The organism is Nocardia sp. NPDC057668, from assembly GCF_042799795.1.
Taxonomy (GTDB): domain Bacteria; phylum Actinomycetota; class Actinomycetes; order Mycobacteriales; family Mycobacteriaceae; genus Nocardia.
The window spans coordinates 1,843,574-1,869,046 of the sequence record NZ_JBHVIC010000001.1 but is presented as its reverse complement, the minus strand read 5'-3'; the positions used below and the strand labels follow the sequence as shown (position 1 = coordinate 1,869,046).

Below are 25,473 nucleotides of genomic sequence, written 5' to 3'. Positions count from 1 at the left end.
GTTCTGTGGCCCCTTGCTCCGGAAATGGAGCAGGGGGCCACGAGCTTTTCGTGGTTTCGCGGGAAACATCAGTCATTGCTCATGCGGGTTGGGAAGCATGGTTCGGAAGAAGGACATTCCACTGTCGGGTAAGAGTTCTGCGTTGGTTCGCACCGCCGCCGAGGCGCCGTTCGCCGATACCGGCGTGCGCAAGACCGTGCTACCCGGCGGGTTGCGGGTGGTCACCGAGCATGTGCCCGGGGTGCGGTCGGCATCGATCGGGGTCTGGGTCGGGGTCGGTTCCCGGGACGAGGGTTCCTCGGTCGCGGGCGCCGCGCACTTCCTGGAACACCTGCTGTTCAAGGCCACGCCCACCCGGTCCGCGCTGGACATCGCGGAGTCCATGGACGCGGTCGGCGGCGAGCTGAACGCGTTCACCGCGAAAGAGCAGACCTGCTATTACGCGCACGTCATCGACGAGGATCTGTCGATGGCCATCGATCTGGTGACGGACGTGGTGCTCAACGGCCTGTGCCGGGCCGAGGACGTCGCGGTCGAACGCCAGGTCGTGCTGGAGGAGATCTCCATGCGCGACGACGATCCCGAGGACATGGTCGGCGACGCCTTCCTCACCGCGCTGTTCGGCGATCATCCGATCGGCCGCCCGGTCATCGGCAGCGTGGAATCCATCGAGGCGATGGGCGCGGCCCAGCTGCGCTCGTTCCATCAGCGCCGGTATCGCCCGGACCGCATGGTGGTGGCGGTGGCGGGCAACATCGAGCACGAGCACACGGTGGATCTGGTGCATCGCGCCTTCGCCGCGCGGCTCGATCCGGTGCGCGAACCCGCGCCCCGGCGCGAGGGCAAGTTCCGCCCGCGCACCGATCCGGAACTGATTCGCATGTACCGCGACAGCGAGCAGGCGCACCTGGTGTTCGGCACCCGGGCCTTCGGCCGGCACGAGGGCCAGAAGCGCTGGCCGCTCTCGGTGCTCAACACCGTGCTCGGCGGCGGTCTGAGTTCGCGGCTGTTCCAGCGCATTCGCGAGGAGCGCGGGCTGGCGTACTCGGTGTACTCCAGCGTGGACACCTTCGCCGACACCGGCGCGTTCTCGGTGTACCTGGGCTGCTCGCCCGAAAACCTGGGCCAGGTGGCCAAACTCGCGCGCGACGTGCTGGAAGACGTTGCGGTGAACGGGATCACCGACGCCGAATGCGCCCGCGCGAAGGGTTCGCTGCGCGGCGGGCTGGTGCTGGGCCTGGAGGATTCAGGCTCGCGCATGAACCGCATCGGCCGCAGCGAACTGAGCTACGGCAACCACCGCAGCGTGTCCGAGACCCTGGCTCGCATCGACGAGGTGACCACCGACGAGGTGTCGCGGATCGCCGCGAAGCTGCTCTCGCGCCCCTTCGGCGCGGCGGTCGCCGGGCCGTACCGCCGCAACCGCGACCTGCCCGCGGTCGTCCGGCGGCTGGTCGAGTAACGCAATCAGTCGAAAGGCCGCGCGCGGGCAACCGGTGGGGGTGGCGCGCGCGGCCGTAGGGTGGGGGGGGGCCCGCCGCGGGCCCCGAAGGGGGGCCCACCCACCCCCCCGGGGGTGCCCGCGCGCGGCCTTTCGTTGCGTTCGGCCCGTCCGCGGACCGAGATGGCGTCCCAACCTCGCCACCTCGGCGCCGAGGGCCGGGAACCCATCCGGCGCAGCGGAACCCGGCCCTGCGGAACCCGGCGTCAGTGCACCTGACGGCCCGTGGCGTCCCAGTACTTCGCGCGCAGATCGCGCTTGAGGATCTTGCCCGCGCCGGAAACCGGTAGGGCGTCGACGATTTCGATCGTGCGGGGGGCCTTGTAGCCTGCGATCAGGGACTTGACGTGGTCGCGGAGATCCTCGGCGGTCAGGGTCGCGCCGGGCTGGCACACGATCACCGCGTGCACCCGCTCGCCCCATTCCTCGTCCGGCACGCCGATGACCGCGCAGGCCGCCACGGCGGGATGACCGGAGACCGCGTTCTCCACCTCGGCCGAGTACACGTTCTCGCCGCCGGTGACGATCATGTCCTTGAGCCGGTCCACGATGTAGACGTAGCCCTCGGCGTCCATGTATCCGCCGTCGCCGGTGTGCATCCACCCGTCGCGTACCGCGCTCGCGGTCTCCTCGGGCTTGTTCCAGTAGCCGAGCATGACGTGCCCGCCCGCGACCGTGATCTCGCCGACCGTGCCCGCGGGGACCTCCGCGCCGTCGGCGTCGACGATGCGAATCTCGCTGTGCGGGGCGGCGCGTCCGGCCGAGCGCAGCCTGCCGGCGGCGTGATCGGCCGGGCCGAGCAGGGTGGCGATGGGTGCGAGTTCGGTCATTCCGTACGCCTGGGTGAACCCGGCCTGCGGGAACGCCTTCATCGCGCGCTCCAGCACGGCCGCGGAAATCGGTGAGGCGCCGTACATCACGTGCTCGATGCTGGACAGATCGTGGTCACCGATGGCGGGGTGATCGGCCAGCACCTGGATCATCAGCGGCACCAGCACGGTGTCGGTGGCTCGGTGCCCGGCGATGGCGGACAGCACCGCGACCGGATCGAAGACCGGGATCATGATGTGGGTGCCGCCGAGCGCGAGCGTGCCGTACCAGCCCGCCAGATCCGCGAGGTGGAACATGGGCGCCACGTGCAGGAATCGCCCGCGCGGGCCGAACAGGAAGCCGCTGGCCACCCCGCCCAGCGCGGAGGCCGCCAGGTTGTTGTGGCTGAGCATGACGCCCTTGGGGAAGCCGGTGGTTCCGCCGGTGTAGAACACGCCCGCCAGGGATTCGCCGCCGCGGCGGGCATCGGGGATCGGCTCGGCCGCCGTGATCAGGGCCTCGTAGTCGAGCAGGCCGTCGGGGGTGGGCAGGTCGCCGCCGTGGATGATCGCGCGCAGGTCGGGGGCGCGCTCGGCGATGGCGGGGACCAGGGCCGCGAAGGCGTCGTCCACGACCAGCACCTCGGTGCCGGAATCCCGCAGCGAGTAGGCGATTTCGTCGGCGCTCCATCGGGTGTTGACCGGATTGAGCACCGCGTCCGCCCACGGCACCGCCAGCAGGTATTCGTGATAGCGATCCGAGTTGAGCGCGAGCATGGCCACCCGATCGCCGGATTCGACCCCGAGTCCGCGCAGCGCGCCCGCCAGCCGTGCCACCCGATCGCGGACCTCGGCGAAGCTGCGGGTGCGGTCGCCGCAGATCGTCATGGGGGCGTCGGGATGCTGCTGGGCGCCTCGGTGCAGGCCCTGGGTCAAATACATCGGCGATCCTTCGTCGAACGGCGGTGGTCGGTGTGACGAGTATCGCCGCGCGAGTGTGACCTGGGCCATGGAGAAGCAGCCGGACTATGAGTTGTCCGTTTTGTTGGTTTTTCCAAACGGCGGACGTAGCCTCGACAGTGTCATGACAGTTGCCAGGGACGCCTCGAGATCGCCGGCCAAGCGCCGATTGGCCGCGCATGTCCTCGGTCATTCCGAGTTGCTCGCCGGCCGGGTGGTCGCCCGCGCCCGCGCCGAGATGCCCGCCTACGCGGCCCTGCCCACCGCGTCCACGGTCACCGCCACCATCGGCATCCTGTCACGATTGCTGACCGCGCTGCGCGATGGCTCCCCGCTCGGCGCCGACGACCTGCGCGCCATCCGGGAGTTCGGGGAAACCCGTGCCCGGCAAGGGGTTTCGCTGGCCGAGGTGCAGAACGGCTGGCGCATCGCGGTGCGCGAGCTGCTGGACGATTTCACCGAGTCCGGCAAGACCGTGCGGGTCGGGGCGCGCGCGATGCTCGAGCTGACCCACGACCTGCTCGAGATCGTGGACGAGGCGGCCGCGCACTACACCGGCGGGCATCGCGACGTCGAGATCGAACTGGCCCAGCACGATCAGGATCAGCGCGCGGAGTACGCGCGCGGGCTGTTGCTGGGCGGGCTCGGGCCCGCCGACATCCACATCGGCGCGCAGAACTACGGCCTCGATGTCGAGGGCTCCTACCGGGCGTTCCGCGCTCGCCCGGACGATCACGCCGCCGATGCCGCCCTGCGCCGGGTGCTGCGCGGCGAACCCGCTCGCGCGCTGCGCGGCCTCGCCACCGTCATCGACGGCGACGTGACCGGCTTCCTGTCGGCCGCCTGCCCGGTCGAGACCACCGGGCTCATCGGCTTCGGCCCGCCGGTGCGCCTCGGCGAATTGGATCGATCGTTCCGCCTGGCCAGCCGCATGCTGGCCACCGCGCAGGTCTACGGCCGCACCGGCGCGGCCGACCTGACCACGCTCGGCGTGCTGCCCGCGGTGGTGGCCGACACCGACCTCAGCGAGGAACTGGCCCGCCGCTACCTGGACCCCCTGGGCACGGGCGAGCAGGCCCGCACCGTGATCGACACCGTGGAGCGCTTCTTCGACCTCGGCATGCGCGTGGAGGCCACCGCCGACGCCCTGATCGTGCACCAGAACACGGTCCGCTACCGCCTGTCCCGCTTCGAGGAACTGACCGGCGCCGACCTGCGCACCCCCCACTCGGCCGTCCAGATCTGGTGGGCGATCCAGCACCGCCGCACCCACCCCCGCCCCTGACTGCGTGGTCCCCCCGGGATGGGCGCCGTGGTTGGGGCGGTTCGGGTTACGAGCAGCCGGCGGGGGCCGGGACGCCGGCGAAGCGGTCGTCGAGGAAGTGCAGGGCATCGGCTACGCCGCTCAGGGCCGAGACCAGGTGGGTGGGGGTGCTCGTGCGGCGGTAGCTGACGGTCGCACCCGCGCCGCACCAGGCGGCGACCGCCGCGTCGGTCGCCGCGATCGGGAGTGCGTCGTCGCCGGTGGAGTGCCAGACGAAGGACGGTGCGCCGGGGACGTTGCCGTCCAGGCGGAATCTGTTCGCCAGGGCTGTGATTCGGGGGTGGGTGGCCAGGCCGGGGCTCGCGGCGTAGTCGTCGAGGTGGCTGAAGGCGTACTTGCCGCCGAAGTCGTGGCCGCAGGCGCGCGTGTTCTGTGCCAGGGCGGTCCGGCCGCGATCGTTGAGCAGGGCCGGGATATTCGCTTCGGGCACAATGCGATCCAGGGCCGACAGGGCCAGCAGGCCGAGTCCGGCGCTGTAGGTGCCGCTGGTGCCTCCTAGCGCGCCGATCAGCACCGTGCCGTTGGCCAGCGATCCTGGATTCGGCGGGGCGTCGTAGAAGGAGTCATGTTCCGGCGTCGGAACCCGTTCCGCGGCAGCTGTTCCCGTGGCCGCCACCGCCGCGGTGACCGCGGTGAGGGTGACGAGGAGCGCGGCGCACCAGCGCCGGATCGGGCCTGCGGATGTGGGGTTCAGCCGGGCTGGGATCATGGTTTCCTTCGGCTCGCCGGACTATTTCGCGCAGCAGACTATGTGCTGTTCGCGGGCATGGTCCCGAGATTCGCGGGAAGCGGGCAGACTGACACGGGTGACGAACCTCAGCAAAGGTGCGAATGTGCCCGTTACCGCGGGTGCGGTGCGAGCGGTCCTGGCATGGTCGGGCGGGGCAGGGGTGCCCGATGTAGATGTGTCGGCGCTTCTTCTGGGCCCGGACGGGCGGGTGCGCTCGGACGCGGATTTCGTGTTCTACAACCAACCCCAACACGCCAGCGGTGCCGTGCGGCATCTCGGTAAGCGCGACACCGTCGACGGCCTGGACGTGAATCTGGCCGCGGTCGAGGCGGTCGTCGATCGAATCGCGGTGTGCGCCTCCGCCGATGGCGGTTCGTTCGGCCGGGTGCCCGGTCTGCACCTGCGCCTGCTGGACGCCGCCGGGGCCGAGATCGCCCGCTTCGACATCGCCGCCGGCGCCGAGACCGCCATGCTCTGCGGCGAGCTGTACCGCCGCGGCCCCGGCTGGAAGTTCCGCGCCGTCGGTCAGGGCTGGTCCAGCGGCCTGGCCGGTCTGGCAACGGATTTCGGCATCACCGTCGACAAGGAGCAGACCGCCCAACCGGTCCCCCCGTCCCCATCGTTCGCCCCCGCGCCCGGTCACGTGCCCCCCGCGGCTCCACCGCCCGCGCCCGGTCACGTGCCCCCCGCGGCTCCACCGCCCGCGCCCGGCTTCGCGCCGCCCGCACCGGGATTCGACCCGGCGGGGCAGGGCTACGCGCCGCCCGCCCCGGGCTACGCGCCCCCTCCCGGCTCCGGTCAAGCTCCGCCGCCCGCGCCGGGATTCGCGCCGCCGGGGTACGCGCCCGCGCCCGGCTTCGGCCAAGTACCCCCGCCCGCGCCTGGATACGCGCCGTCGAGTGCGCCGGGCCACGCGCCCGCACCCGCCCCGGGCTACGCGCCCCCGCCGGGCCACCTGCCCCCGCCCGCACCCGGGTTCGCGCCGCCGCCCGCCGTCGCGGGAGCCGGTGCGCCGCAGGCGAGCCCGGGTGCGCCCGGGGTGCGGTTGACCAAAGGGGAGGAGCGGCTGCCGGTCGACATGCGGAAACGGTTGTCCCTGCGCAAGGAGCAGGTCGCGGTCTCACTCGCCAAACACGGTGTGCCGCAGCTGACCGCGCGGGTGATCCTGGTGCTGGACGCGTCCGGTTCCATGGCCATGCTCTACAGCAAGCAGGTCGTGCATCGGGTGGTCGAGCGCATGGCGGCGGTCGCCGCGCAGCTGGACGACAACGGCGCGATGGCGGCGTGGACCTTCGCCAGCAACTGCGCGCGCCTGCCGGATCTCACCATCGGTGATCTGCCGCAGTGGCTTTCGCTGCACGTACGCGGCGGTGAGTTCAAGATCCTGCCCGGTTCGGGGCGCAAGAAGCTCCAGCCCGGTCAGGTCGACATGCGCCGGATCGGCATTCAGAACGAGGAGCAGAAGGTCATCGCCGAGGTGCGGGCCCAGGTCCGGCACGAGCCGTCGCCGCTGCCGACCCTGGTGCTGTTCTTCTCCGACGGAGGCGTCTACAAGAATGCCGAGATCGAGGCCGAACTCCGTGCCGCCGTGGAGGAACCGATCTTCTGGCAGTTCATCGGCCTCGGCAGCAAGGCGGGTTACGGCGTCCTGGAGCAGCTGGACACCATGGCGGGCCGCCGGGTCGACAACGTCGGCTTCTTCGCGGTCGACGACATCGACACGGTGACCGACGCCGAGCTCTACGACCGCCTGCTCGGCGAGTTCCCCTCCTGGATCAACGACGCCCGCCGAGCGGGCATCCTGCACTGAGTTCCCCGGGTTTCGCCCCGCGCAGCGTTGCTGTGCGGGGCGACGAGTTGTCGCACGTACCAGCGGTTGAAGGTCAGCGGCGCACCGGAATCGTTCAGCCCCGGGTTCGGCTCGCTCCGTCCCCGCCCGATCGCCGGACAAACCGCTGCGGCGTGCGGCCCGCTGTCCTCTGCCACTGTGACCTGCGCTGCGGGGGCACGCAGGTCCCGGTGTGGTGCGACCTCGCCCGGCGCCGCGCTCGGATCAGCTTGCGCGGTAGCGGGTGTGGCTTCGACCGGAAGCCGGAGATCGCGGGTACGTGGCGGGATCGTGGGCTGCCGGCCAGGAAGAGGTCGTTTGTTCGTCCCTCCGATCGCCGGACAACCGCTGCTTCGGGCTGCCCATGATCACCGGCCACCGCGACGCGGGCTGCGGGGTCACGCTGGTCCCGGAGTGGTGCGACTTCGTACGGCACCGGTGCCGGATCTGCTTGCGCGGTAGCGGTGTGGCTTCGACCGGAAGCTGGGGATCGAGGGCGGGTGGTCAGGTCGCGGGCTCCCGTTCGGGGGAGGTCAGTCGTTCGGCCTCGTCGAGCCAGTTCAGGTACCAGCGGGTGAAGGTCACCGGTGCGCCGGAAGAGTCCAGCAGCGGGGTCATTTCGGCCCCGTCGACCCGATCGTCGGACCAGATCCGGCCGCCGTGCGGCCCGGTGATCACCAGCCACTGGCGCATGGCGCAGCCCAGGTGGCAGATCGCGGCCGCGCCCGCGGTCAGATCGTCGCTCCACCACACGGCCGTGTACCGCTCGTCCCAGGCTTCGTAGACCAGGTCGAACTCGTCCTCGTCGTCGAACTCGTCTTCGTCCGGCTCCTCGGCGCGCAGGGCGGTGAGCAGTTCCCGGTCCGGCCCGCGCGCGGGGAACGGTTCGGCCAGCCTGCCGAGTTCGGTCAGATCCGCGCCGTCGCCGTCCCAGCGCCAGCGGCCATCGACCCGCCGCACCGGGAACAGCCCGTAGGACGGTCCCGCGCCGCCCGCGCCGACCTCGAGCAGGAAGGCCCGGTAGTCCGCGGGCAGCGACGTCCCGATCTGCGCCTCCAATTCGGCGACCTCGCCGGGCGACAGCACCGGTTCGAGCTCGAACCGGTGGCCCTGCATGCCGAAAATCGAGCTGTTCGCACGCCCGAGTGCCGCGACGCGCTCGCGCACGCCGTCCCAAATCCGATCGCTCACCCGCGGCAGCCTAGCCGCACTTCGCCCCGTGGCGGCTCAGAGATCGCGGCGCATCACCGTGCGCGGCCAGCGATCCAGGCCGTACTCGGCCTCGCCCTTGCGGATCTTGCTGAGCCCGGGGGTCAGGTCCGAATCTTCGATGATCTGGAAGCCCAGCCGTTCGTAATACGGTGCGTTCCAAGGCACTTCGACGAACGTGGTGAGCGTCAGCGCGCCCAGGCCCGCTTCGCGCGCGAACCGGCCCGCGTGTTCGATGAGCTCGCGGCCGATGCCCCGGTGCGCGGCGTCCGGATGCACCGACACCTGGCCGATGTGCTCGGTCTCGTCCACTTCCTCGCTGATGAGGTAGGCGATCGGGGTGTCGCTGTCGTCGTCCACGGCCACCCAGGCGCGCCCCGCGCGGCGGTGTTCCTCCAGCATTTCGATGGTGGGCGGATCATCCTCCGCGATCTCCGTCATGCCTACGGTCCGGAAGGGTTCTCCGGCCGCGGCCTCGATGTTCTGAAGGGTGGGGAGGTCGTCGAATCTCGCCGCACGAATGCGCATTTTTCGAAACTAGCGCACCCGGGCGGCGGATTCACTCCGATACCCGGTTCGCCGCCCCCAGCACGGCGGACAGCAATCCCGGCAGCGCGGCGTCGACGTCGTCGAACCGCAGGCGCTGGCAGGTCTGGCCGTCGATCATCACCCGTTCGGTGAGCCCGGCCTCGCGCAGGATCTTGAAGTGGTGGGCGGCGGTCGACTTGCCGATGGTCTCGTACAGGGCCGAGCAGCGCAGCGGCCCGCCCGCGTTGCCCAGCCGGCGCAGCATTTCCAGGCGCACCGGATCCTGGAGCGCGCCCAGCACGGCCGGCAGCGGCGCCACCGGCAGGACGGCGGGCAGGGGGGACTCGTAGTGCAGCGCTTCGATGTCTGCCATGAGCTACCTCACTCGAATATCGGGTTTGACGACGATCGAACCAGGAGTAGCGTCAGGTTCGATCATTATCAAACTTACCTGATGGAGGCTTCGATGGCAGCGTCAGTGACGCACCCGGGCCGGGTCGACACGCAGGGCAGTCAGACGTGGGCGTACGCGCTGGTGCTGGCCGCCAGCGGCGTCGCGCTCGGGGTATCCGGCGCGCCCGCTCCGCTCTACGGGCTGTATCAGCAGGAGTGGCATTTCTCCCCGCTGACCACGACCTTCGTCTTCGCGGTGTACGCCGTGGCCGCGCTGGCCGCGGTCCTGGTCTCGGGCCGCATCTCCGACGTGGTCGGCCGAAAGCCCGTGCTGCTCGGCGCTTTCGGCATCATGATCGCGGGTTTGGTCGTCTTCCTGCTCGCGGACAACGTGGCCATGCTGCTGGTGGCCCGCGCCCTGCACGGCACCGCGGTCGGCGCGATCGTGGTGGCCGGGGCGGCCGCGCTGCTGGATCTGCGGCCCCAGCGCGGCGCGCGCTCGGGCCAGCTCTCCGGGGTCGCATTCAATGTCGGTATGGCCGTGGCGATTCTGGGCTCGGCGCTGCTCGCGCAGTACGCCCCGCACCCGCTGCGCACCCCGTACGTCATCATCACCCTGGTCTGCCTGGTCATCGCCGCGGGCGTGCTGCTGCTGCGCGAGCCGCACACCGCGCGCACCAACGGCCGCATCCGCATCGCCAAACCGGCCGTGCCGCAGGAGATCCGCGGGGACTTCTGGTTCTCCGCGCTCGGCGTCATGGCCGCCTGGTCGGTGCTCGGGGTGCTGCTGTCGCTGTATCCCTCGCTGGCCGCGGCCCAGACCGGCATCCACAACCTGGTCTTCGGTGGCGCGGTCGTGGCCTCCACGGCGCTGGCCGGTGCGATCACGCAGTTGTTCGCGACCGACATTCCCGCGCGGCGCGCCGCGATCGCCGGTGACATCGGCATGGCGATCGCGCTGGTGCTGACCATTCCCGCGCTGGCCACCGGCCGCTGGGGCCTGGTGCTGCTGGCCGGGTTCGCCCTGGGCGCGACCTTCGGACTCGGCTTCGGCGGTTCGCTGCGGCACCTGTCCAACGTTGTGCCGCAGCACAAGCGGGGCGAGACCATGTCCGCCTACTACCTGCTCGCCTACTCCGCCATGGCGCTGCCGACGGTGCTCGCGGGCTGGGCGGCGACCACCTGGGGCATCGAGAACATCTTCCCGTGGTTCGTGGGCGCGGTGGCCGTGGCCTGCCTCGGTGCGGCCGGGCTCGGGCTGCGGCGGCAGGTGGAGACCGTTCCGGTCGCCGCCGAGGTCACCGAACCGCAGTTGCCTTAGCGGGCCGATCGTGCCCGCCGGAGCCGTGTGCGGGGCTCGGCGTTCGCGCAGCACGGCCCGGTGGGATCCGCTCGTCCGGCGTCGCCGCCTGCGGCCCGGACCTGCGGTTCCAGCGCGAAACATACTGCCCGAGATCGCATATCGGGCCATGCTGTGCGTTTCGCGGGACCGATCGCTATCCTTCCGCTATGCGGTGGTGGGCGAGGTTCGGTGGGTCGTTGAGCCGGACGGTGAATCGATCGGCGCTGTTGTTCTCGGTGCTGGCCGCGGTGCTCGGCACCCTCGCGCTGCTCGGCGTCACGTGGTGGCTGCTGTGGCGTCTGCTCGGGGCGCAGGCCGAAACCCCGAGCCGGTTGGAACTCACCAAGATCGCCCTGGCGCTGGCGGCGGGCATCGGCGGCGCGGTGGCGCTGGTGGTGGCCTACCGGCGTCAGCGTGATCTCGAGCGCGGGCGCTTCGCCGATCTGTTCGGCGCCGCGGCCAAGCAACTGGGCGATTCCGATGTGGCCGTTCGCATCGCCGGGGTGTACGCGATGGCCGGGGTGGCCGACGAATTCTCCGCGGTCGGCCGGCGGCAGCAGTGCGTGGACGTGCTGTGCGGGTATCTGCGCCTGCCGTACGCGCCGGACGAGGGCGTCAGCCACCTGGTGTCCAAGTCCCAGCGCATCGAGGATTCCGGGACCGCGGTGGAGCGGGTCTACCACTTCCGCCAGAACGATCGCCAGGTGCGCGAGACGATCGTGCGCGTGATCGCCGACCGACTTCGGCGCACGGCCCAAACCTCGTGGTCCACCTGCGATTTCGATTTCTCTGACGCCACCTTCGAGAACGCCGACTTCTCCGACGCGGTCTTCGCGGGCCGCAGCACGCGGTTCAGCAACGCCGGCTTCACCGGCTCGCGGGTCACCAGTTTCGAACGGGCGCGGTTCCTGGGCGCACGGGTCACCTTCCGCGGGGCCATGTTCCGCGGGTCCGAGACCACGTTCGAGCACGCGCGTTTCGCGCACACCCATATCGCGGCCGCCGAACGGGACAGCGCGGGCACGACGTTCATCGACGCCACCTTCGGCGGTTCGGTCACCTTCGACAACGCGGTGTTCGGCGGCGGGCGGACCGCGTTCACCCGGGCCAGATTCGCGGGGGAGCGCACCGGATTCGCCGGTGCGCGCTTCGCCGCCGACCTGACCTCGTTCGAGCGCGCCATGTTCGACGGCGATCGGGTGACCTTCACCAGCGCCGAATTCACCGGGGCCCGAACGAGTTTCATCGCAACCCGGTTCTTCGCCGAGGCGACCGCGTTCGACTGCGCGCAGCTGGGGGCCAAGACCAGGTTCCGGGCCGGTCGCACCCGCGAGGTGTCCTTCGCGCGGGCCGAGCTGCACGGCAAGATCTCCTTCGCCGACGCCGTGCTGGGCGGGCGCGCGGTGGTTTTCAACGGCGGTGACTTCTTCGGCGAGATCTCCTTCCGCCGCGCGGTGTTCGAGGCCCGCGACATCAGTTTCGAACGGCCGAAGGCGTGGGTCGGGGTGCAGGTCGACTGGGCGGGCACACCCGGTGCGAAACCGGCCAACGTTCGCCCGGAGCAGTGGCCCCCGCCGCTCGCGGACACCCCGCCCGCGGTGACATCGGGCAAGGACGCGGTCAAGGAGAAGGCGGGCGCGGATTCCGCGGGCTGATCGGGGCGGGTGCCCGGAGACGGTCCGAGTCGAACTCGGCGCCGGGGGAGCGTGATCCGGGTTCCGACCCGCTGCCCGGCGCGCCTGGTACGGGCGGCCGAATCAGCGGGCGGGGAACCGCAGCAGGCGGTCGTCGCCGGTGCGCGCGTCACCCCGGCCGTCGCGGTTGGAGGTGCCCACCCAGAGGGCGCCGTCGGGTGCGACCGCCACCGCGCGCAGCCGCCCGTAGCGGTCCTCGAACCGGGCGCTCGGTTCCCCGGCCGTGCCGTCCCGCAGCGGGACCGTCCACAACCGCTCCCCGCGCAAGGCGGCCACGTACAGGGTGTCCCCGGCGATGGCGATCCCCGACGGCGAGGCGTCGGCGGGCTTCCACACCGTCACCGGGTCGGTGAACCGCCCGCCGCGGGTGTCGCCCCGCCCTTCGACCTCGGGCCACCCGTAGTTGCGCCCGGGCTCGATGAGGTTGATCTCGTCGAAGGCGTTGCGCCCGAACTCGGCCGCGAACAGCCGCCCGTCCCGGTCCCACGCCAGCCCCTGCACGTTGCGATGCCCGAGGCTGTAGACCGGCGATCCGTCGATCGGGTTCCCCGGTGCGGGCGCGCCCTCCGGGGTCAGGCGCAGGATCTTCCCGTCCGGGTTCCCGGCGTCCTGGGATCGCTCGGCCTCGCCCGCGTCCCCCGTGCCGGCGTACAACATGCCGTCCGGCCCGAAGGCGATGCGCCCGCCATTGTGGTTGGCGGCCTTGGTGATTCCGCTGAAGATGACCTCCGGCTCCCCGTCGAGCCGGAATCGGACGATGCGATTGTCCTGCGCGCCCGTGAAATACGCGTACACATACCCGTCGCGCGCATACCCCGGCGAGAGCGCCAGCCCCATCAGCCCGCCCTCACCCGACGCTTCCACCCCCGGCACGAGATAGACCTGTTCCGCCGCCCCCGCGCCCACCCGCACGATCCGCCCGCTGTCCCGCTCGCTCACCAGCGCACCCCCGTCGGGCAGAAACACGATCCCCCAAGGCGTGTCCAGCCCCTGCGCGATCTCCTGCCCCGCCCCGAGGTCCACCGTCCCGTTCGCCACACTGCCCGCGGTGGTCGCCGCGGTGGTCGCCGCCGTCCCGCCCGGCGGAGGATCCGCCCCGTCCCCGCAGCCCACGGCCACGACAAGCAGCAGCATTCCGGTCACGAGTCGAACGGGAACGGCACCCATACCCCCATCCTGCGCGAAAACCCCCGCGAGCGCCGCTCCCAGTGCGTCCCTGCCCCGTGTTCGCCACACCCGGCCCGGCCCGCGAGCTCGTCCGCGTACACCTCAACGGGGCCGGGGAGTTCACCATGCCGTCGCCCCGGCGGGTGTTGGGCCGAACGGCGAATCATGCTCCGTGGGTGGGGGTTCGGTGTTCGTCACATTGCCCGGGCTCGGGTGGGTGCGATAGCTTGCAGGCGCAGCGGGTTGGGAATTGTAGGCGATTCCACGTGTGGGGTGGGGAGTTTCGGACGTGCAATCTGTGCTGATCGGCACGGCGGTGGCGCTGCTGTGCGCGGCCGCCGTCGGGGGAGGGTTGGCGATCGCGAGAGTGCGACGGGTGCGGGGGAATTCCCCGCCCGGGCGGGCCGCGTTCGTGGCGCGGGTGCTCGCGCCGGCCATGGCGGTGCTGGGGTGGGCGGTGTTGATCGGCACGCTGATACCGGTGCTCGGGCCGCCGACCGGTGACACCGTCGCCGGGACGGCCGTGCCCGCCGCGCCCGGACTGATTCCCGCCGCCGTCGTCACCACGCCGACGAGCACGAAACCCGTTGCCCCCGATCCCATGTCACTGCTGAAGCCCGGCGACTGCGTCGAGGTGCCGATGGAGCGCACGACCGACGCGCAGGGCCGCACCGCCTGGCAGCCAGGCAGTCCCGTGCAGGCGGACTGCAACACGGTGGACGCGAACTACCGTGTGCTGCAGACCGGTCCGGGCGAGTGCACCGACCCGCTCTACAAACTCGAGTCCAGCCGCCGCGACCGTTCCGGCAATCTGATCTACCGCCTGTGCCTGGCCTTCGACTGGCGCGTCGGCTTCTGCTACGACACCGCCGACATGGACGAGCCCGCCAAGGTGGCCTGCGGCAGTCGCGGAGCCAATGTCGTGCGGGTCACCGCCGTACTGACCGACACCACCAGCGGCGCGGCCTGCCCCCGCGACGACCAGGGCGCGGTCTGGGTCGTCTGGGACAAGCGCCGCATGACCGTCTGCTTCCGCGGCTCGGACAAACCGGGCCACTGACCGGCGCGTGTCCCGGCGATCGGGGTCTGGCCCCGCCCCGCCCCGCGGCCGGGCGGCGCGTTCCGGTCTTCCGAGAGATCTCGCTCCGCCTTGCGGTCGGGCGGCCGAGCGGCGTGTGTTCTGGTGTCCCGGGTGACCTCGCTCCGCCTTGCGGTCGGGCGGCCGAGCGGCGTGTGTTCTGGTGTCCCGGGTGACCTCGCTCCGCCTTGCGGTCGGGCGGCCGAGCGGTGCGTGTTCTGGTGTCCCGGGAGATCTCACTCAGCCCTGCGGTCGGGCGGCGCACCCCGGCGTTCCGGGCGACCTCACTCCGCCCGCAGCCGCCCCACCGTGATCACGTCCGGGATCAGCCACTCCGGCACCGGCCGGCTCACCTTGCGCTGGTCGACGACCTCGAAACCGGCGTCCGACAGCAACTTCCGGGTCTCGCGGGGCGAGGGCGCGTGCGCGGGGAAACGCGGGCTCCGGGTCAGGCGCTGGATGGGTCGCACGGTCGGCGCGGAGGGGTGCATGGTGGCGATCGCGACCAGGCCGCCGGGAACCAGCACCCGCGCGAACTCGCGCAGCGCCACCGGGTGATCGAAGAAGTGGAATGCGCTGGTGGACACGATCGCGTCGAGCTCGCCGGCCCCCAGCGGCAGCTTCTCCGCCGCGGCATTGCGCCAGTGCACCGCGGCCGAGCGGGCCCGGCCCTGGGCGAGCATGCCGGTGGAGGCGTCCACGCCGTACACGACCTCGGGCTTCAGTTCGCGGGCGATACGCGCGGTGAGAATGCCGGTGCCGCAACCGATATCGGCGATCCGCCGGGATCGGGCCGCCCGCAGTTCGGCGATCACCTGATCCTGCGGCGGCAGGTAGACCGCGCGCTGCAGGGCCGCGGTGTCGTAGGCGCGGGCGACGTTGCCGAAGAACCGGGTCACCACGCTGTTGAGGCCGCGATTGCCCGCGGTGTGGGACGTGCTGTTCATGGGTGCTCCTATCCGGTCCCATCGAAGCAGATTTTCAACTGTCTGGGAAGGTTCACGGCCCTGCGCACCGGCGGGCCCGTGGAGTAGCGTCTGGCGCATGAGGATTCGTGGTGCCGTACTGGAACGAATCGGGCAGGCTGCGCCCTTTGCGAAGTCGAAGCCGATCAGCGTGAGCGAACTCGACCTGGGTGATCCCGGCCCCGGCGAACTGCTGGTGCGCATCGAGGCCGCCGGGCTCTGCCATTCGGATCTGTCCGTGGTGGACGGCAACCGGGTCCGGCCCGTGCCCATGCTGCTCGGGCACGAGGCCGCGGGCCGGGTGGAGGCGGTGGGCGATCCGGACGGCGACATCGCGGTCGGCCAGCGCGTGGTCATGACCTTCCTGCCGCGCTGCGGGGAATGCTCGGGCTGCATGAGCGAGGGCCGCACGCCGTGCCTGCCGGGCAGCATGTCCAACAACGCCGGGGAACTGCTCGGCGGCGGCCGCCGCCTGCTGCGCGACGGAGAGGCGGTGCACCACCACCTGGGTGTCTCGGGTTTCGCCACGCACGCCGTCGTCGATCGCCGCTCGGTGGTGCCGGTGGACGACGACGTGCCCGCCGACGTCGCCGCGGTGCTCGGCTGCGCGGTGCTGACCGGCGGTGGGGCGCTGCTGAATTCGGCGAAGCCCGGCCCGGCGGACCGCATCATGGTCGTGGGTCTCGGCGGCGTCGGCATGGCCGCCGTCCTGGTGGCAGCCGCGCTGCGCGAGGGCACCGGCCGCGAGGTCATCGCCGTGGACACCGTCGGCGACAAGCTCAAGGCCGCCCTGGAACTGGGCGCGAGCGAGTCCTACACCCCGGCCGAGGTCGCCGAGCAGGGCATTCAGGCCGAGATCGTGATCGAGGCCGCGGGCAATGTGCGGGCCTTCGAGACCGCGGTGAACGCGACCGCGCCCGGCGGCACCACGGTCACGGTCGGCCTGCCCGCCCCCGACGCCCGCGCGAGCATCTCCCCGCTGGCGCTGGTGGCCCAGGGCCGCTCGATCATCGGCAGCTACCTGGGCTCGGCGGTGCCCGACCGCGACATCCCGGAGTACGTGCGCATGTGGCGCGAGGGCAAGCTCCCGGTGGAGCGGCTGATCTCCGCGCGCATTCGCCTGGAGGACATCAATCAGGCCATGGACGACCTGGCGGCGGGCCATGCCCTGCGCCAGGTCATCATGTTCGACTGAGCCGCAACAGATTCCGGACCGCGATCAGCGCACGTCGATGCTGATGGTCGCGGTCCGGGTCTGCGCGGGCAGCTTGGTGGTGTCCACCAGCAGGATCTCACCCGAGTCCTGCACGCCGTTGGGCAGCGTCTTGGCCTTGAGCTTGAACGGCGGCTGCTCCCCGGTCGCGCCCTCCAGCCCGAAGTCGCTGTCGTTGGCGATGTACAGCGTCTTGCCGCCGTCGGTGGTGGCCACGCCCTCGACCTTGTCGTGCCCGAAGAACTTGCCGTCCGGGTTCAACCCCGAAACCAGCGCCGACAGATCGAGATTCGACTTCTTGGCCACGGCGGTGATGCCTGCCTTCTGCAACGCGGTGATCCCGTCCGCGGTCGGCACCGCGCCCACGTAGGTCTCGAGCGCCTTACCCTCGACGAGCAGTCCCCGCGCCGGATCGTACTGCGCCCCCGGCACCTTCGAGTCCGGCCCGACATCGGTGGCGCCGCTGATGTCGATGGTCCACAGCTTCTTGTTCGCCTTGGGCGCCTTGTTGCCGTCGCGCTCGTCGACCAGGAAGGTGGTGTTGCTCAGCGCGGTGATCTCCGAGACCGCCAGCTTCTCCTTCGGATCATGCAGCGGGTACACGAATTCCTTGACCGCCTTGGTCTTCAGGTCCACGGTGACGATGCGGGTCATCGGCACCTCACGCGCGGAGGTCAGGCCGGGCGTGGTGAGCCCGCTCTGCACGACGCCGACCAGGGTGCTGCCGTCGGGGGTGACGGTCAGGCCCTCCATGCCCTGATTGGGCGTGCGCAGCGACAACTCCCCGGGCAGCCCGCGGCCCGGCGACAGCCGCTCCAGCTCCACGCCCTTGGCGTCGAAATGCACCAGGAACGGCCCGTATTCGTCCGAGACCCAGAAGGTGCCGTCGGCGAGCGCGACCAGGCCCTCGCTGTCGATGCCGTGATCGGTGGGCGCGAGCACGTTGCCGTTCAGGTCGCGCATGGTCTCGCCGGTGTCGGCGGACAGATCGACCAGCCCGTTGAAGGGCTGCCCGGCCGGATTCTTCAGCGGGATGGTCGATTCCACCGTGGCCCGGGTGCCCGACAGCTTCAGCTTGGCGATGGTCGGCGTGAAATCCGGTGTGACGGCCAGCTTCTCGTTCTTGCCCTTGCCGTCCACGTTCGGCCCGCGATCGGTGAGCCCGTAGAACTCGTCCGTGGATCCGGGCACCGGGACGAACGCCGAGCCGAAGGCGCTGCCCTGCACGGTGACCCCGCCGAACTCGCCCAGCGGCTTGACATCGGTGGTGAACAACCGCACCGCGTCGGTGGTGGTGACGGTGATGCTGTCGCTGCCGGTGTACCCGGCGGCCGGGGTGTAGACCAGCGCGCCGTCGATGCGGCGGGTCAGGCTGCCGTGCTGCGGATCGGCGAGCGCGACGGCCGCGCTGCCGCCGGTCTTGCCGAGCAGCTCGTCCAGGGAGATCACCAGCGGCTGATCCTTGGCGGCGGTGAAGTCGGCCCCGGCGTCGGCGGAGCAGCCGGCGGTGACGGCGGCGGCGCACACGGCGGCTGCCACGAGCGCGGTACGGGTATTGCGGCGAATTCTCACCAGCGATGCCTATCGCGCCGAATCGTCCGCCAGTTGACCGCGCGCTGAACATTTGCCCGCACCCCGGGAGTGACACCGGTCATGCGGGTCAAGGGGGTCCGACCGCGCCGGACGCCGGGAGGATAGGCTCGATCGGCACCCGTGCGGGTGCGCAGGCGATGTAGGCGTAGAGGAGACCAGGTGACCACGAACCGGATCCGGGTGGGTGTGCTCGGGGCGCGCGGCAAGGTCGGGCAGGCTATCTGCGCCGGTGTCGAGGCGGCCGCCGATCTGGAGCTCGTGGCCCAGGTGGACAAGGACGACGCGCTCGAAGCCTTCGTCGAATCCGGCACCCAGGTCGTCGTCGACTTCACCCACCCCGACGTGGTGATGCCGAACCTGAAGTTCCTGGTGGAGAACGGCATTCACGCCGTGGTCGGCACCACCGGCTTCGACGCCGACCGCCTCGAGCAGGTGCGCGGCTGGCTCGCGGGCAAGCCGGAGACCGGCGTGCTCATCGCCCCCAACTTCGCGATCGGCGCGGTGCTGTCCATGCGCTTCGCCGAACAGGCCGCCCGCTGGTTCGACTCGGTCGAGGTCATCGAACTGCATCACCCCAACAAGGCCGACGCGCCCTCGGGCACCGCCTTCCGCACCGCCGGCATCATCGCCGCGGCCCGGGAGAAGGCCGGGGTCGGCCGCAGCCCCGACGCCACCAGCCAGGAACTCGAGGGCGCGCGCGGCGCGGACGTGGACGGCGTGCGCGTGCACTCGGTCCGCCTGGCCGGTCTGGTCGCGCACCAGGAGGTGCTGTTCGGCACCCAGGGCGAGACCCTGACCATTCGCCACGACTCCATGGACCGCACCTCGTTCGTGCCCGGCGTGCTGCTCGGCGTGCGCAAGATCCCGCTGCTGCCCGGTCTGACGGTGGGCATCGATCCGCTGCTCGACCTGTGAGCGCCGCCGACCCGAAGAAAGTCAATCGCGACGTCCTCAAGGTCGTCGCGTTCATCGGGGTCATGGCCCTGGTGCTGGTCTTCTACTTCCTGAGCCTGGGCCACCGTGCGATCTTCCTGCTGACCACCGACGACGAGCAGTACAGCGGGGTGATCTTCCGGGTCGTCGGCGTCGGCATCCTGATCCTGCCGTTCGTCGGCCTGTGGGCGCTGTCCTCCACGCTGCGCGCGGCCTGGGATCACCAGCGCCTGGCCCGGCGCGCCCGCGAGGAAGGCTTCGAGGTCGACGTCTCGGACCTGCCGCGCCGCCCGTCCGGCCGGCTCGAACGCGCCGCCGCCGATCAGCTCTTCGAGACGGTCAAGACCGAATTCGAGGCCGATCCCGACAACTGGCGCACCAACTACCGCGCCGCCCGCGCCTACGACTACGCGGGCGACCGCACCCGCGCCCGCGAGATCATGCGCCGCGCGGTCGACCTCGAGCGCGCGGAACGCACCGCCGCACAGTCCTGAACGGATACTTGCCCTTCGGGCTGACGGCCCGCCACGCGCGGCGCTGACCAGGCACCGCGCACGGAGCTGCTCGGCGGTCCGGATCAGCACCCGCCGCGGCCTCGATCCGACTCGGCGATCCGCCGCGGTGCGTCGTCCTCCCGTCATTCCGAGTGCCCGCCGCCCGGGTCCCGCGGCGGCGGGCGATCCCGTCAGCGGGGCGGGTGCGTGGCGCGCCAATGGTCGGCGATGTCGATCCGCCGGGTCAGCCACACGCCCTCGTGGGAGCGCACGTAGTCCAGGAATCGGGCCAGCGACGCGGCCCGCGCGGGCTTGCCGACTATGCGGCAGTGCAACCCGACCGACAGCATCTTCGGCGCGCCGGCCACCCCTTCGGCGTACAGCACGTCGAAGGCGTCGCGCAGATACGCGAAGAACTCCTCACCGTTGGCGAAGCCCGCGGGGGAGGCGAACCGCATGTCGTTGGTTTCCAGGGTGTACGGAATCACCAGGTGATCGGTGTCCGCGACCCGCACCCAATAGGGCAGGTCGTCCGCGTAGGAGTCCGAGTCGTAGGCGAAGCCGCCGTGCTCGACGATCAACTCCCGGGTGTACGGCGAATCGCGCCCGGTGTACCACCCGCGCGGCGGCGCGCCTAAGAGCTTGGTGATGATCGCGACGGCCTCCGCCAGATGCGCGCGCTCGGTCTCGCGATCGCTCATCTGATACGAGATCCAGCGCAGCCCGTGACAGGCGATCTCGTGGCCCAGCCGGGTGAAGGCCGCCACCACCTCGGGGTTGCGCTCGAGCGCGCGGGCCACCCCGAAGACGGTCAGCGGGATGTCCCGCTCCTCGAACAGCCGCAGCACCCGCCAGACCCCCGCCCGGGACCCGTACTCGTAGATCGTCTCCATCGACTGGTGCCGATTCGGAAACGATTGGGCGGGAACGATATCGGAGAGGAAGGTCTCCGAGCCCGCGTCGCCGTCGAGCACATTGTTCTCCCCGCCCTCCTCGTAGTTGAGGACGAAGTTCACCGCGATGTGCGCGTTGCCGGGCCAGTGCGGATGCGGGGGATTCGGGCCGTATCCGACCATGTCCCGGGGGTAGTCGAGATCGAAATCGCTCATCGGCGTTCCTCCTGTCCGTCCGCGAAGTACTGCGCGCGCAGGCGATCTCGCGCGTCGGCGGTGAGATTCCCGATCAGCCGCAGTCGCGCCAGCCCGCCGTCGGGGAAGGCGTCCAGGCGCACCGCGGTGACCGGCGTCGCCGACTCGATCGCGAAACGATGCCGGGTGTCGGGCTGTAGCACGGTGCGCGGCAACAGTTCCACTTCGGACCCGTCGGCCGTGATCCCGGTCAGCGCGGCCGCCCCGGGACTGTTGTACAGGAAGTACGAGGTGTCGATCTCGGCCAGGGTGAGCACACCCGCCCCGGCCAGGCGCACCAGCACCCAGTCGTTGCTGTCGCGGTCGCGCCGCCGCGCGGTCTCCCAGCCCTCGCCCATGCTGCGTGCCGGACCGGGCATGAGCAGTTGCTGCGGATGGGAGTAGAACCGATTCGAGCAGTCCTGTACGAGACCGCCGTGCTCGAGCGCCGCCAGGTCGAAGGGGCCCGAATCCAGCAGCAGCGGATCGGGTGTCGCGATGCCGTGCACCCGCAGCCGGGCGACGCCGCCGTCGGGGAAGATGCGCAGGCGCACGTGGGTCCAGCGCCGGGACGATTCGACCGGGAACGGATTGCGTGCGTCACCGAGCACCTCGGAGCGTTCCACGATGGTGGTCCAGTCGGTGCGCGCGGCCAGTTCGGCGGTGGACGGATAGCCCTGCACTGCAACGGCTTCCACCGATGCCTCCGGGGGGTAGTTGCCCTTGAACCACGCGGTGTCCACCACGATCCCGTGAATGATCCCCGGCACGCCCAGCCGCACGATCGCGGTGTCGCAGTCCGATTTCGCGGGGGCGTCACCGCCCGCGCCGCGCCGCCGCCGGGTCTCCCACCCGTCGTACACCTGCCCCCTGTGCCCGAACGTCGCGGGCGCGTACACCGATTCCGTTGCCCGGACGAGATTTTCCTTCTCCGCGAACGACTCGTCGTTCGCCCACACCACCGCACCACCCAGGGTGCGCACCGCCAAATCGGGCAGCAGCGTGAAATCAGTCTCGCTCATAGCGCCGGAATCTTCCTCTCTCGCAATTGACGCAGCACCTCGACGGTGGCCGCCGGGGTCAGCGCTGTCACCTCATCGGCCTCGATCGCCCCGCAGTCCAGTCCGCGCAGCACGACCGTGGCCAGGGCCTGGGCGGTGGCGGGTTCGTCGACCACCGCCCCGCCGCTGCGCTCCAGATACCGCCCGATCCGGGGCGCGGCCACCTCGAGCGCGCTCCGATAGAAGGCGATGGTCGCCAGCCAGCGCGTGACCAGGTGCCCGGCCCCCATGTCCCAGCCCTGGTAGTAGCCCCGTTCCAGCGATCGGGTGACCAGCCGGTAGTGCCGGGCCAGCGCCTCGCGGACCTGCACGTCGGAGCCGATCGGCAGCACCTGGGTGGAGCCGTCGCACACCCACACCCCGGTCTGCGCGGCGGCGGCCTGCATGACCGCCTTGGCGTGGTCGGCGACCGGATGCTCCAGGGACTGGAACTGCGGGGCGATACCGCAGGCGGCGCTGTAATCGTAGGTGCCGTAGTGCAATCCGGTGCAGCGCCCGGCCGAGAGCGCGATGGCCCGGGCCACCGTGGCGGTGCCGTCGGCGGCGATGACCGCCTGCGGACTCTCGATCTGCAGCTCGAATCGCAGGGACCGCTCGGGCAGTCCGTGCGCGGATTCCATGGCCTGGCACAGCAGTACGGCCGCCTCGGCCTGTTCGGCCGCGCGAATCTTGGGCAGGGTGAACACGAATCCGGGCGGCACCCCGCCCGCGCCCTCCAGCACCTTCTCCAGCGTGCGCACCGAGCGGCCCCATTCGGCGGGGGTGAGCCCCTTGGTGCGAATGCCGCGCGAGCGGACCTGTTCCGGTAGCGCGGCCAGTACCGCGCCCGCGCGCAGGGCGTCCCGGTCCTCGACCTCGTCCGCGCGCGTGCCGTAGCCGTCCTCGAAGTCCAGCCGCAGATCCTGAATCGGCCTGGCGCCCAGCATCGTCAGGGTGCGCGCCAGCGCCTGCGCCCCGCCCAGTTCGGTGAGCAGTTCACCGTGCCCGGCGGCCAGCTCGATCGCCGCCGCACCCCACTGCCCCGGCAGCCCGGCGTCCGCCTCGGCCGCGCTCACGTACGCGGTGTGGATGGGCTGGCCGGACCGATCACCCGGATAGCGCTGTGCCAGTTCGGAATCGAGGGCCCGGATGCGGCCTTCGAGATTGCCCAGCACATACGACGGCAAACTCACGCGCGCGGCTCCTTGTCATCGGTGGAGAATTCGGCGAGCAATCCGGTATACCGCTTGGGCAGCGGCGCGGCGTACTCGCCGCGCCCGGACTTGCGCAGCCCCATGGTGACCAGCGACTGCACGGTCAGCGTCGCCGCCGCGACCCCGTCCACCACCGGCACGCCCGTCTCCCGGGTCAGGTACTCGCACAGATCCGCCATGCCCGCACAGCCCAGCACGATGGCGTCCGAGCCGTCCGCCGCCACCGCTTCGCGGCACGCGTCGGCGATCACCGTGCGCGCCTTGGGATCCTCCAGTTCCAGCACCGGGATCTCGCACGCGTGAATGCCCAGGCAGAACCGTGCCATGCCGTACCGTTCGGCCAGTTCGGCGGCCCGCCCGCGCGTGCGGGCCAGGGTGGTGACCACGCTGAACCCGCGCCCGAGATGGCTCGCGGTCTGCATGGCGGCCTCCGCGACGCCGATCACCGGCCCGCGCGCCAGTTCCCGGGCCGCGTCCAATCCTGGGTCGCCGAAACACGACAGGACGTACCCGTCCACGCCCTCGGCCTCGCCGCGCGCGATCTCCGCGAGCAATCCGGGTACCGCGAGCGCCTCGTCGTAATGACTCTCGATCGAGGCCGGGCCCATGGCCGGGTGCACCCCGTCGACCAGGGTGCCCGGTGCGGCGACCGCACGCGCCGCCGCGGCGGCCATGACTGTCATGGCCGCCGTGGTATTGGGATTGATTACTCGAATGAGAATGTGTCTCACCTACTTTCGATCGTCTCCGGGGTCGTGATGCGCAGTGGTCCGCGGGTGGCCAGCAGGTAGTAGCAGCCCAGTGCCAGGCCGCAGCCGATGAACCAGCTGTACTGTGCCGCGGTGTACATCCCGGTGATCCGGCCCGAGGTCAGCACCGGGAAGACCGCCACCAGCGCGCCGATGATCGTCGTGGCGACCGCGGCCGGATTGTATCCACCCCGGTACCAGTAGGTTCCGCTCCCGGACATGGTGAACAGCTCGTCCACCGCGACCCGCTGTTTGCGCACCAGGTAGTAGTCGGCGATCAGGACGCCGAACAGCGGTCCGATGAACGCGCCGAGCGTTTCCAGGGTGTAGTGGATGACATCGGGATTGTTGTACAGGTTCCACGGCGTGATGAGCACCGACCCGATCGCGGCGATCATGCCGCCCATGCGCCAGCTGATGCGCTGCGGGCTCACGTGCGAGAAGTCGAAGGCGGGGGAGATGAAGTTGGCCACGATATTGATGCCGATGGTGGCGATGGTGAAGGTCAGCGCGCCGAGCACGATCGCGAAGGTGTTGTCGATGCGCGCCACGGTCGCCACCGGATCGGTGATGAGCTCGCCGTACACCGGAATGGTCAGCGACGCGGTGACCACCACGAGCAGCGAGAACACCAGGAAGTTCACCGGCAGCCCGAGCAGGTTGCCGCGCTTGACCGCCGCGAAAGTGCGTCCGTACCTGGAGAAGTCGCCGAAGTTCAGCATCGGGCCGGAGAAGTACGACACCACCAGCGCGATCGCGCCCAGCATCACCGGCACCGCCGACCAGCCCGTCAGGGTGACCCGCTGGCCCATGTTCAGATCGATTCCGCTCCAGCCGGCCTTGTAGATCAGGTAACCGCACAGGATGAACATCACCACGTAGACCGCGGGCCCGCAGAAGTCGATGAATCTGCGAATCGATTCCATGCCGCGCCAGAACACCGCCGCCTGCAATACCCACAGGATCAGGTAACTCGCCCAGCCCAGCGCCGACAATCCGAGAAATCCGTAATCGGCGACCACCGCGTACGGCGCCAGGTCCGGAAACAATTTGATCAATGCCACATTCAGCGCCGCCGAGGCGAGAAAGGTTTGAATGCCGTACCAGGCCACCGCGATCAGGCCGCGAATAATGGCCGGGATATTGGCGCCCAAAACCCCGAACGCACTGCGGCACATGACCGGATAGGGCACGCCCGTCACCTGACTGGGCTTGGCCACCAGGTTGCACAGCCCGTACACGATGGTGATGCCCACGACCAGCGCGACCAGCACCTGCCAGCTGTGCAGGCCGAGCGCGAACAGGCTGCCCGCGGTGACGTAGCCGCCGACCGAGTGCACATCCGACATCCAGAAGGCGAAGATGTTGTAGGTGCCCCACGTCTGCTTTTTCAGCGGCGCGAGGTCGTCGTTGACGAGCCGCGGGTCGTAGTCCGGAACACCGGTCGCTACGGGGGTCTGCACACTCGGTAATTCCGGCGCAACGGTATCGGTCATGTCGCACATCCGATCTCGAAATGTTCCGGCATCGCGGAACGTCGTGTGCGAAACGGTACTGAGCGGGTATTGCCCCGGCGTTGCGA

Annotated in this window: 22 protein-coding genes; 9 read left to right on the top strand and 13 right to left on the bottom strand. The window is 70.6% G+C overall.

The window, feature by feature from the left end:
* Positions 1–97: 97 nt before the first annotated feature.
* Positions 98–1,462: a M16 family metallopeptidase gene (locus ACFVBH_RS08645; protein ID WP_379000918.1), complete on the top strand. Its 1,365-nt coding sequence runs from the start codon at positions 98–100 to the stop codon at positions 1,460–1,462.
* Between the two features lie 245 nt (positions 1,463–1,707).
* Here the strand turns inward: ACFVBH_RS08645 and ACFVBH_RS08640 are convergent, their stop codons facing one another.
* Positions 1,708–3,252 (bottom strand): long-chain fatty acid--CoA ligase, encoded by a 1,545-nt coding sequence (locus ACFVBH_RS08640; RefSeq protein ID WP_379000917.1) that lies wholly within the window; start codon positions 3,250–3,252, stop codon positions 1,708–1,710.
* A 142-nt stretch (positions 3,253–3,394) separates the two neighbouring features.
* On the opposite strand from ACFVBH_RS08640, the gene ACFVBH_RS08635 reads away from it, so the two are divergent.
* Positions 3,395–4,555 carry a PucR family transcriptional regulator gene (locus ACFVBH_RS08635; RefSeq protein WP_379000916.1) on the top strand — a complete coding sequence of 387 codons (1,161 nt, stop codon included), beginning with the start codon at positions 3,395–3,397 and terminating at the stop codon, positions 4,553–4,555.
* 46 nt (positions 4,556–4,601) lie between these two features.
* Here ACFVBH_RS08635 and ACFVBH_RS08630 read toward each other — a convergent pair whose 3' ends face one another.
* On the bottom strand, positions 4,602–5,303 hold the full coding sequence (locus ACFVBH_RS08630; protein WP_379000915.1) for a lipase family protein: 702 nt from the start codon (positions 5,301–5,303) through the stop codon (positions 4,602–4,604).
* Positions 5,304–5,400: 97 nt separating this feature from the next.
* Between ACFVBH_RS08630 and ACFVBH_RS08625 the strand changes: the two genes are divergently transcribed.
* Complete coding sequence (locus tag ACFVBH_RS08625; protein ID WP_379000914.1) at positions 5,401–7,134, top strand: VWA domain-containing protein; 1,734 nt, start codon at positions 5,401–5,403, stop codon at positions 7,132–7,134.
* Positions 7,135–7,656: 522 nt separating this feature from the next.
* Here ACFVBH_RS08625 and ACFVBH_RS08620 read toward each other — a convergent pair.
* Genes ACFVBH_RS08620 through ACFVBH_RS08610 form a run of 3 tightly spaced genes read right to left on the bottom strand, consistent with a single transcriptional unit; the run spans position 7,657 to position 9,262 of the window.
* Entirely contained in the window at positions 7,657–8,343 is a 687-nt protein-coding gene (locus ACFVBH_RS08620; RefSeq protein WP_379000913.1) for an SMI1/KNR4 family protein, read from the bottom strand.
* Positions 8,344–8,379: 36 nt separating this feature from the next.
* Positions 8,380–8,889 carry a GNAT family N-acetyltransferase gene (locus ACFVBH_RS08615; RefSeq protein WP_354990098.1) on the bottom strand — a complete coding sequence of 170 codons (510 nt, stop codon included), beginning with the start codon at positions 8,887–8,889 and terminating at the stop codon, positions 8,380–8,382.
* A gap of 31 nt (positions 8,890–8,920) precedes the next feature.
* A complete protein-coding gene (locus ACFVBH_RS08610; protein WP_354990097.1) occupies positions 8,921–9,262 on the bottom strand; it encodes a helix-turn-helix domain-containing protein in 342 nt (113 codons plus the stop codon).
* A gap of 93 nt (positions 9,263–9,355) precedes the next feature.
* On the opposite strand from ACFVBH_RS08610, the gene ACFVBH_RS08605 reads away from it, so the two are divergent.
* Together ACFVBH_RS08605 and ACFVBH_RS08600 are read left to right on the top strand one after the other, a co-directional pair.
* Positions 9,356–10,603, top strand: a complete 1,248-nt coding sequence (locus tag ACFVBH_RS08605) for an MFS transporter (RefSeq protein WP_354990096.1) — start codon at positions 9,356–9,358, stop codon at positions 10,601–10,603.
* A 218-nt stretch (positions 10,604–10,821) separates the two neighbouring features.
* Entirely contained in the window at positions 10,822–12,279 is a 1,458-nt protein-coding gene (locus ACFVBH_RS08600; protein WP_379000912.1) for a pentapeptide repeat-containing protein, read from the top strand.
* A 102-nt stretch (positions 12,280–12,381) separates the two neighbouring features.
* Here the strand turns inward: ACFVBH_RS08600 and ACFVBH_RS08595 are convergent, their stop codons facing one another.
* Positions 12,382–13,485, bottom strand: coding sequence for a PQQ-dependent sugar dehydrogenase (locus ACFVBH_RS08595; protein WP_379000911.1), 1,104 nt, complete (start codon positions 13,483–13,485; stop codon positions 12,382–12,384).
* A gap of 289 nt (positions 13,486–13,774) precedes the next feature.
* Here ACFVBH_RS08595 and ACFVBH_RS08590 point away from each other — a divergent pair, with 289 nt between their 5' ends.
* Entirely contained in the window at positions 13,775–14,545 is a 771-nt protein-coding gene (locus ACFVBH_RS08590) for a hypothetical protein (RefSeq protein ID WP_379000910.1), read from the top strand.
* A gap of 302 nt (positions 14,546–14,847) precedes the next feature.
* Here ACFVBH_RS08590 and ACFVBH_RS08585 read toward each other — a convergent pair whose 3' ends face one another.
* Positions 14,848–15,510 (bottom strand): methyltransferase domain-containing protein, encoded by a 663-nt coding sequence (locus tag ACFVBH_RS08585; protein ID WP_354990092.1) that lies wholly within the window; start codon positions 15,508–15,510, stop codon positions 14,848–14,850.
* Between the two features lie 97 nt (positions 15,511–15,607).
* Here ACFVBH_RS08585 and ACFVBH_RS08580 point away from each other — a divergent pair, with 97 nt between their 5' ends.
* Positions 15,608–16,723, top strand: a complete 1,116-nt coding sequence (locus tag ACFVBH_RS08580) for an alcohol dehydrogenase catalytic domain-containing protein (RefSeq protein WP_354990091.1) — start codon at positions 15,608–15,610, stop codon at positions 16,721–16,723.
* Between the two features lie 24 nt (positions 16,724–16,747).
* On the opposite strand, the gene ACFVBH_RS08575 is transcribed toward ACFVBH_RS08580, so the two are convergent.
* Complete coding sequence (locus ACFVBH_RS08575; RefSeq protein ID WP_379000909.1) at positions 16,748–18,313, bottom strand: esterase-like activity of phytase family protein; 1,566 nt, start codon at positions 18,311–18,313, stop codon at positions 16,748–16,750.
* Between the two features lie 195 nt (positions 18,314–18,508).
* Between ACFVBH_RS08575 and dapB the strand changes: the two genes are divergently transcribed.
* Both dapB and ACFVBH_RS08565 read left to right on the top strand, forming a co-directional pair.
* Positions 18,509–19,249, top strand: a complete 741-nt coding sequence (gene dapB, locus ACFVBH_RS08570) for a 4-hydroxy-tetrahydrodipicolinate reductase (RefSeq protein WP_354990105.1) — start codon at positions 18,509–18,511, stop codon at positions 19,247–19,249.
* 62 nt (positions 19,250–19,311) lie between these two features.
* The gene (locus ACFVBH_RS08565; RefSeq protein ID WP_354990104.1) at positions 19,312–19,761 is read left to right on the top strand and encodes a hypothetical protein; all 450 of its coding nucleotides are present in this window, start codon (positions 19,312–19,314) and stop codon (positions 19,759–19,761) included.
* 191 nt (positions 19,762–19,952) lie between these two features.
* On the opposite strand, the gene puuE is transcribed toward ACFVBH_RS08565, so the two are convergent.
* Genes puuE through ACFVBH_RS08540 form a run of 5 tightly spaced genes read right to left on the bottom strand, consistent with a single transcriptional unit; the run spans position 19,953 to position 25,387 of the window.
* A complete protein-coding gene (gene puuE / locus ACFVBH_RS08560; RefSeq protein WP_379000908.1) occupies positions 19,953–20,870 on the bottom strand; it encodes an allantoinase PuuE in 918 nt (305 codons plus the stop codon).
* Entirely contained in the window at positions 20,867–21,910 is a 1,044-nt protein-coding gene (alc, locus tag ACFVBH_RS08555; RefSeq protein ID WP_379000907.1) for an allantoicase, read from the bottom strand. Before alc ends, puuE begins: the two co-directional genes overlap by 4 nt.
* Complete coding sequence (locus ACFVBH_RS08550; protein WP_379000905.1) at positions 21,907–23,121, bottom strand: DUF6986 family protein; 1,215 nt, start codon at positions 23,119–23,121, stop codon at positions 21,907–21,909. Before ACFVBH_RS08550 ends, alc begins: the two co-directional genes overlap by 4 nt.
* Positions 23,118–23,864: an aspartate/glutamate racemase family protein gene (locus tag ACFVBH_RS08545; RefSeq protein ID WP_354990103.1), complete on the bottom strand. Its 747-nt coding sequence runs from the start codon at positions 23,862–23,864 to the stop codon at positions 23,118–23,120. The genes ACFVBH_RS08550 and ACFVBH_RS08545 overlap by 4 nt, the downstream gene beginning before the upstream one ends.
* A gap of 5 nt (positions 23,865–23,869) precedes the next feature.
* On the bottom strand, positions 23,870–25,387 hold the full coding sequence (locus ACFVBH_RS08540) for an NCS1 family nucleobase:cation symporter-1 (RefSeq protein ID WP_379000904.1): 1,518 nt from the start codon (positions 25,385–25,387) through the stop codon (positions 23,870–23,872).
* Between the last annotated feature and the right edge of the window lie 86 nt (positions 25,388–25,473).